The organism is Xylophilus sp. ASV27, assembly GCF_016428875.1.
GTDB lineage: Bacteria > Pseudomonadota > Gammaproteobacteria > Burkholderiales > Burkholderiaceae_C > Xylophilus.
In genome coordinates, this window is the sequence record NZ_JAELTO010000184.1 from 1 (window position 1) to 4654 (window position 4654).

The 4654-nt window shown below is 71.4% G+C and carries 4 protein-coding genes; 3 read left to right on the forward strand and 1 reads right to left on the reverse strand.

Going from position 1 to position 4654, the window contains the following annotated elements; all coding sequences use genetic code 11:
* On the forward strand, positions 1 to 1189 hold a 1189-nt coding region (locus tag JHD63_RS21835; protein ID WP_233168531.1), incomplete at its 5' end, for a transglutaminase-like domain-containing protein.
* A 4-nt stretch (positions 1190 to 1193) separates the two neighbouring features.
* Positions 1194 to 2273, forward strand: coding sequence for a lytic murein transglycosylase B (gene mltB, locus JHD63_RS21840; RefSeq protein WP_198972893.1), 1080 nt, complete (start codon positions 1194 to 1196; stop codon positions 2271 to 2273).
* 5 nt (positions 2274 to 2278) lie between these two features.
* Here mltB and acpA read toward each other — a convergent pair whose 3' ends face one another.
* Positions 2279 to 3919 (reverse strand): acid phosphatase, encoded by a 1641-nt coding sequence (acpA, locus tag JHD63_RS21845; protein ID WP_198972894.1) that lies wholly within the window; start codon positions 3917 to 3919, stop codon positions 2279 to 2281.
* A gap of 145 nt (positions 3920 to 4064) precedes the next feature.
* On the opposite strand from acpA, the gene JHD63_RS21850 reads away from it, so the two are divergent.
* The coding region (locus tag JHD63_RS21850; protein WP_198972895.1) for a cytochrome-c peroxidase at positions 4065 to 4654 on the forward strand (590 nt) is incomplete at its 3' end.

The following is a 4654-nucleotide window of genomic DNA, read 5'->3' on the forward strand; positions in this document are numbered from 1 at the left end:
CCTGGTGCTGGACGCCGCGCCGCAGAAGCCCGAGGGCGCGCCCGCGGCCTACCTGACGCCCGAGCTGCAGTGGCTGGGCGTCCGGCCGGTCAGCCAGTTGCTGCGCTACCGGGCCGAGAGCTACACCGACTTCGGCCACGGCCCGCAGCAGATGACGCCGGCGCTGCGCCTCTTCACCGAACTGCCCGAAGGCTTCGATCCGCGCACCCATGAGCTGGCCCGCCAGATGCGCGAGCAGGTGCGCGCCAGCGGTGCCGAAGGCGCCGCGGCCACGCGCGCGCTGGTGGACGCGGCACTGCGGCGACTCCAGGGCGGCGGCTATGCCTACACGCTGGAGCCCGGCATCTACGGCCGCGACACGGCGGACCAGTTCTGGTTCGACGTCAAGGCCGGCTTCTGCGAGCACATCGCCTCGGCCTTCGTGGTGCTGATGCGGGCCATGGACGTTCCCGCGCGCATCGTCACCGGCTACCAGGGCGGCGAGCGCAACGGCGTCGATGGCTATTGGACCGTGCGCCAGAGCGACGCCCACGCCTGGGCCGAGGTCTGGGAGGCCGGCCGCGGCTGGGTCCGGGTCGACCCGACCGGCGCCGTGGCGCCCGACCGCATCGGCCGCCTGATGCGCTTGCCGGCACCCCAGGGCGCCTTCGCGCAGGCCTTCGGCACGGTCGTCGGCGCGGGCCTGTTGCAGCGCCTGCGCGCCACCTGGGAGGCCGTCAACAACGGCTGGAACCAGTGGGTGCTCAACTACACGCAGGACCGGCAGTTGAACCTGCTCAAGCGCCTTGGGGTGAGCGCCCCCGATTGGCAAGACCTGTTGCGGCTGCTGGCCTTGCTGCTGGCCACGGCCTGCCTCGCGGCCGTGGCCTGGGCCGCCACCCTGCGCCGCCGCCAGGACCCCTGGCTGCACTTGCTGGCCCGCGCGCGGCGCCGGCTGGAGCGCGCCGGCCTGCCGGTGAACGCCGCCACGCCGCCGCGCGCACTCGCCGCACAGGCCAGCCAGGCATTGGGCGACGGCAGCCGGCCGCTGGCCGACTGGCTGCTGCGGCTGGAAGCGCAGCGCTATGCGCCCGCCGACGCCGCCACGCGCCGCGCGGCCCTGCGCGCGCTGCGGCGCGAATTCGCACGCCTGCCCTGGCCAGCCGCGGCCATGGCGGGGTCGCCCATCCACGGCTTCACGAGCGCCTGATCCGATGCACCACACCCCTGCCCGAACGCCATGGCCGGCCGCCCTCGTGCTGGCCGCGGCCCTCGCCTGCGCCTGCGCACACGCCGCCGGCCATGCCGCGCCCAAGCCCAAGCGCGCGGCGGCGGCTCCCGCCGTGTATTACGCAGGCCGCGCCGATGCCATGCGCTTCGCCGACGACCTGGCCGCGCGCCGCGACCTCGACCGCGAATGGGTGCGCCAGGCCATCGGCCAGGCGCGCTTCCTGCCGGGCGTGCCGCGCCTGATGCTGCCACCGCCCGCCGGCACGCCGAAGAACTGGCGCGTCTACCGCAGCCGCTTCGTCGAGCCGGTGCGCATCCGCGCCGGCCTGCGCTTCTGGCAGCAGAACGAGGCCACCCTGGCGCGCGCCGAGCGCGAGTACGGCGTGCCGGCCGAGATCATCGTCGGCATCATCGGCGTGGAGACCCTCTACGGCCAGCAGACCGGCACGTTTCGCGTGATGGACGCGCTGGCCACGCTGGCGTTCGACTTTCCCTCCGGCCACCCGCGCGCGCAGGAGCGGCGCGATTTCTTCCGCGGCGAGCTGGAGCAGTTCCTGAGCCTGTCCGAGCGCGGCAGCACCGACCCGTTCGCACTGCGCGGCAGCTACGCCGGCGCCATGGGACTGCCGCAGTTCATGCCGTCGAGCTGGAGCCGGTATGCGGTGGACTTCGACGGCGACGGCCGCATCGACCTGTTCGGCAGCGCGGCCGACGCCATCGGCTCGGTGGCCCGCTACTTCCAGGCCTTCGGCTGGAAGACCGGCATGCCGGCGACCTACCCGGTGTCGTTCGACCCCGCACGGCTGGACCTCGACGCATTGCTGGCGCCCGACATCCTGCCGAGCTTCAGTGTCGCCGCCTTTACCGCCAAGGGCGCGGTGCTGGAAGGCGACGCGCTGCAGCACACCGGCCCGCTGGCCCTGGTGGAGCTGCAGAACGGCGGCGATGCCCCGAGCTATGTGGCCGGCACCGAGAACTTCTACGTGATCACGCGCTACAACTGGTCGAGCTATTACGCGATGGCGGTGCTGGAACTGGGGCGCGCGGTGGCCGGGAGCCGGTAGCCGGCTTACGGCACCTGCGTCAGGTCGAGCGCCGCCGTCAGGTCGCCCATCGGCTTGCCGCCGTTCTTCACCAGCGCCGCGTCGCGCTGCGCCAGGCCCGGCAGCGTGTCCAGGCCCCAGCGGCGGGTGATGAAGCGCAGCGTGGAGGCCGTGTCGTACTGCGTGTGATCGACCACGCCATGTTTCGCCCAGGGCGAGATGACCAGCGCCGGAATGCGGGTGCCGGGGCCCCAGGCGTCGCCCTTGGGCACCTGCTTGTGGTCCCAGAAGCCGCCGTTCTCGTCATAGGTCACGACGATCAGCATGTTCTTCCACTGCGGGCTGGCCTGCAGCTTGGCGATCACGTCGGCGATGTGCGCGTCGCCATCGGCTACGTTGGCATAGCCGGCGTGCTGGTTCAGGTTGCCCTGGGGCTTGTAGAAGCTCACCGCCGGCAGCCTGCCGGCGGCGGCGTCCTGCAGGAACTGGCTGTCGAAGTCCTTCAGGTGGGCCGCGCGGTAGGCCGCGGTGGCCGGCTGGGTCGGGTCCAGCTTGGCGTAGTAGTTGAACGGCTGATGGTGGAACTGGAAGTTGGGCACCGGGCTGCCGAACTTGCGGTCCGACAGGGCCGAGGCCAGCGTGGTGCCGTATCCGCCGGCATACCAGGCCCAGCTCACGTTCTTTTTGTCCAGCAGGTCGCCGATGGTGGTGGCGGTCTGGGGCGGCAGCGTGTTGGCCTTGCCCGGGTCGGCGGTCAGGTTGCTGGCGCCCGCGGCCGGTGCAACGCCGCTCGGCTGGTAGGGCGGCTGCATGGTGTTGACCGCGTAGAACTTGCCGTCGCCCGCGTAATTCTTCGGCGTGAGGTTGCTGCTGTTGACGAAGGTCGGCGGCCCGGCGATGGCCGAGGCCGGCGAGTTCGCGGCCTGGGTCAGCCGGGGCAGGTAGTTGCCGGAGGCGTCCTGGTCCAGCGCCGATATCGAGCCCTTGGCGGGCGAGCTGTCGGCGTTCGGATACTCGGGCGCGCAGGCGCAGACCAGGTACTGGTGGTTCAGGAACGAGCCGCCAAAGGCGCCCATGAAGAAGTTGTCGGCCAGCACGTACTGCTGCGCCAACTTCCACAGCTTCATGGCGCTGCCGTCGTAGTAGCCCATGGTGAGGCCGCCGGAGTCGGCCCAGGCGGCGAACTTGTCGTTCCTGCCGCCGTTGATCTGCATCTGGTTCTCGAAGAAGCGGTGGTACAGGTCGCGCGTGATCACGCTCTGCCCGACCTGCACGCCGGTACCCTGGAAGCCGCTCGCGGCATCGATCTGGAACGGCTGGTTGGCCTGGTTCGCGGTGCTGCCCTCGGGCACGTTCACCGCCTGGCCAGACGCGGTGACGCCGCCCCAGACCTTGGGCAGCCGGGCCAGCACCGTGCCGGCCGCATCGCGGTCGGTCTGCGGCACGTAGCCGCCGCTGGAACTGGGGTTGACGCCCGGAATGCCGTCGGCACCGGGGTACAGGCCGTACAGGTTGTCGAAGCCGCGGTTTTCCGCGTAGATGACGACGACGTTCTGGATGTCTTTCTGCAGCAGGCTGTCGAAGGACGGCGCGTCGCCGCCGCCGCAGGCGCTCAGGAAGGTCGACGCCGCGAGGGCGACCGGAAGGAGTCGATAAGTGGATTGCATGGTGGGCTGCTGTTGTGATGGGATTTTGTGCCGCCCGCATTCTTCGATCCGATAGGTGACAAACGCATGACAGATCCCATGTCACGCCATTGACACATTCGCTGCGGACCATGGCGGCTTGCTTTCTTTCCCCAGGCGCTTTCCCATGTTCTCCGCCCTTGGCCGCCGCCGGCCGCTGCTTCTGGCCGCCGGCTGTGCCTGCGCGCTGCTCGCAGGCCTGTGGGCAGGCCGGCCGAAGGCCGCACGCGCGGTGGCGGCGCCGCCACCGCGCGCCGCGGCCCCGGCCGAGGCCAATCGCATGCAGATGCTCGCGCAGCCCGACTTCACGAAGATGCAGGCGGTGGGCCGCGCCATGTTCTTCGACCGCTCGCTGTCCGCCTCCGGCGCGGTGTCATGCGCCAGTTGCCACGATCCGGCGCATGCCTACGGCCCGCCCAATGCCCTGCCGGTGCAGCCCGGCGGCGCCACCGGCCAGCGGCTGGGCGTGCGCGCCGCGCCTTCGCTGCGCTACCAGCAGAACGTGCCGCCCTTCACCGCGCACCATTTCGACGACGACTTCGACGAGAGCGTGGACCAGGGCCCGGCCGGCGGCCATGGCTGGGACGGCCGCGCCAGCACCCTGCACGAGCAGGCGGCCATCCCGCTGCTGGCCGCGCACGAGATGGCCAACGCCAGCCCCGCCGCCGTCGTCGCCAGGCTGCGCGCCGCGCCCTATGCAGCGCAGTTCCGCGACAC